General features: G+C 72.0%; 3 protein-coding genes. All 3 read right to left on the reverse strand.

Annotation, left to right across the window (positions count from 1 at the left end):
* Positions 1–54: 54 nt before the first annotated feature.
* Positions 55–393 carry a hypothetical protein gene (locus tag Uis1B_RS11560; RefSeq protein WP_101618384.1) on the reverse strand — a complete coding sequence of 113 codons (339 nt, stop codon included), beginning with the start codon at positions 391–393 and terminating at the stop codon, positions 55–57.
* A gap of 10 nt (positions 394–403) precedes the next feature.
* Positions 404–2,521, reverse strand: coding sequence for an antirestriction protein ArdA (locus Uis1B_RS11565; RefSeq protein WP_101618385.1), 2,118 nt, complete (start codon positions 2,519–2,521; stop codon positions 404–406).
* A 39-nt stretch (positions 2,522–2,560) separates the two neighbouring features.
* A partial coding sequence (locus tag Uis1B_RS11570) for a hypothetical protein (protein ID WP_207763428.1) occupies positions 2,561–2,964 on the reverse strand: 404 nt, incomplete at its 5' end.

Raw genomic sequence — 2,964 nt, forward strand, 5'->3', positions numbered from 1 at the left:
TCCGGGTGATGCCGGGCCGGGCGAGCCCGGTCATGGCCGTGGCCAGCGGGTCGGTCACGGCGTGGTCTCCGTCCGGCTGACGGCGCCCGGCGTGGTGGTGGCGGGGCTGACGGACGGGTCGAGGGCGATGAGGTCGGCGCGCAGGACGAGGCTGCCGTCGGCGCGGCTGGCGCCTTCGCCGCGCACGACGATCATGTCGCCGCGGACGGGCCGGCGGCGGGCGAGCCAGTCGCGGTGGCGGCCTCGCGCGTGGACCTCGACCGCGAGGCTCGTGCCGTCGGGCATGGCGACGTCGAGGCTGACGACGGTGATGGTCTGGCCTCGGCCGACGGTGCGGTCGACGGGGTCGCGGGCGAGCCGGCCGAGCAGCCAGTATGATCCGGTGGTCCTCACGGCGTCCCTCCTATCGTGCGTTTCGGGTGGGCTTGTCCCGGTTGGGTTCGGTCCGGTCCGTCCGGGCGTCGAGCCTGTCCTTGGCTCCCTTTTCGATGAGCCGGGCGAGCCGGGTCTTCGCGTCGATGATCCGGTCCCGCTTCTGTTCGGCGGCGAGGCCGGCGCCGCGGGCGAGTCTCGTGAGGGCTCGTTCCGCCGTGCCGGCGTGGGTGCCGTTCTCGCGTGTGCGCGTGGTTTCGGCGCGGCCCCGGTTCGCGGTGCGCGGGTCGCGGGCGGGCCGGACGCTGATGGTGGCGACGGGCGCGGGCAGCGAGTATCCCTGGTCGATGCCGATGGCCTCGTCGGGCGCGTCGAGGTCGGTGTCGGCTACGGCGCCCATGGTCTCCTGGATCGCGTCGTCGAGGTCGGCGTCCCCGGTCTTGGCGTCGATGATCCGGTCGAGGGTCTCCTCCAACGCCTGCGCCAGGTCGATGCGGTCGGGGTCCGCGTCGGCGGGCACGATGATCTGGTATTCGGGGGCGCCCGTGTTGGTCGCGGTCCCCTGGATGGTGATGTCGGCGATGGTCTCGCCGTCGAGGAGGTGGTTCTCCAGGTCGAACGGCCTGGGCGCGGGATGCGGCGTGGTCTCGCGGCCGTGACGGTCGTAGCCGTTCGCTTCGAGCTCGTCCCTCCATTGCGCGGCGCGCAGCGTGGCTTCGGCGGACGGGGCGGCCAGGCCGCGTTCGGCGACGCGGGCGGTGAACCGTTCTCGCATGTCGGTCTCGACGATCCTGTCCACGGCGAGGCGGATCACGTCCGGGTCGGTGATGCCGGTGCTGTTTTCGAGCAATGCGGTGGTGCGGTCGAGGCTCTCGCGCTCCATGGCGTCGATGGTGAGGTGCGATCCCTTGACCCAGTCGTCGGCGAGGGAGTCGACGAGCCGGTCGTACTGTTCGAGGCGGTAGGGGCTTTGGGGTTTCGTGCCCAGCACGAACGAGGCGATCTGGTCGGCCTGGTCGAGCGTGGAGCGGGCGGGTTCGGCGGGGACGAGTCCGCCGTCGGCGCGGAGCAGCGGTGCCGGGCGGCGCCCGTCTCCCGGCTGCGAGGCCGGTTCGGCCGGCCGCGGCCCGTCGGGCGTGTCCGGTGCGGGCGCGAGGTCGGGGTTGAGGTCGTCGGCGCGCCCCTGTTCGACGAGCCGGTGGAACTCGGCGGCGCCGGAGGGCATGTCGCCGTCGAGCCGGTCGAACGCGGGGCGCACCATGTCGGCGAGCACGCGGCGCATCGCGCCGTCGTCGTGGTCGATGCCGTTGAACGCGAGGATCCTGTCGGCGATGCCCTCGGGCCCGTCGTGGAGCATGACGTTGTCGTGGGAGTGCTCGCCCCACTCGTCGAGCAGGCTCGTGGCCCGCTCGTCCCACGGGTCCGGGTATCCGGCGGCGGGGTCCCCCGGCGCGTCCGGCGTGCTCCGGTCGGGGTCTCGCCCGTCGTCGGGCATGAACGTGTCGCGCAGCTCCTCGCGGTCGAACGCGGTCAGGGGCGGGACCTCCTGGTCGGGCATGAATCCGTGGTCGCCGAGCTCGACGCCGTCGTTCATGGCGCGGTCGCGGCCGAGCCGTTCCACGTCGATGTAGCCGTCGATGCCGCCGACGCCGCCGGCGCCGAGGCCGAGCAGCTGCGGCATCTCGGTGGCGATCACATGCCAGCCGTAGCGTTCGTCGAGGCTGGGCGTGTTGGCTTCGGTCACATGCTCCGGAAGCTCGTACGGGTCCCATTCGATGTCGTCGGACTGGGCGGCGAGGTTGGCGAGTTCGATGGGGTCGTCGATGAGGTTGATCCGGGCCATGGGTTCGATCCTGTCGAGCAGGTCGGGGTCGTCGGCCAGGCGCTGGTCGACGGTGTGGGCGAGGAGGTTGAGGTCGTGCAGGTCGGCGTACCGGTCGGGCGTCCAGTCGAGTTCGGCGAGCAGTCCGGACTGCTGTCGGTCGGTGATGGTGGTCTCTCCCCGGTTCGGGTCGACGCCGACCGTGTCGGCGAGGAACCGGTCGAGTTCGGGTTCGCTTACGGGCAGGCGGATCCATCCTCCGCTCGCCTGGCCCTGGGTGTATCGGGCGAGGCTTTCGACGTATACCTCGATGCTGGTGTCTGCCATGATGGTGTTCCTTTCCTTGTCGTTGTTGTTTTCCGTGGTCTATCGGTTGGCTGCGCGGGCGCGTTCGGGCGCGTCGGCCGCGGGTTCGGAGGGGTGCATGAGCTGTTCGGCGCGGGCGTTGATGCGCGCGCCGAGCGCGGCCTTCGCGTCCGTGGGTCCTCCGTCCGTCGTCGTTGCCTTCGGCCGGTCCTCGGGACGGCCCTTGAGGGGCGGCCACGAGACCGTTTCCGTCCTCTCGGGCGGCTCCGCGGGGTTCGTCGGAGTGCGGGGGCCGGCCGGCTCCCGAGTGTCGGACGGTGTCGACGTGCGGCCGGTCGGACGGGTTCGCTCCGGCGCGGCTATGGTGGCGGCATGCCGGTTGATGGCGTCGGTGGCGTCGCGCAGGATGAGCCAGGCGACGTCCCACCGGGCCGCGTTGGTCAGGGGCATGGGGTTGCCGAACG

It is taken from the genome of Bifidobacterium margollesii, assembly GCF_002860355.1.
GTDB lineage: Bacteria > Actinomycetota > Actinomycetes > Actinomycetales > Bifidobacteriaceae > Galliscardovia > Galliscardovia margollesii.

Coding starts and splice junctions, on each gene's coding strand:
- Uis1B_RS11565 (WP_101618385.1), bottom strand. CDS start 2,521: ATGGCAGACACCAGCATCGAGGTATACGTCGAAAGCCTCGCCCGATAC.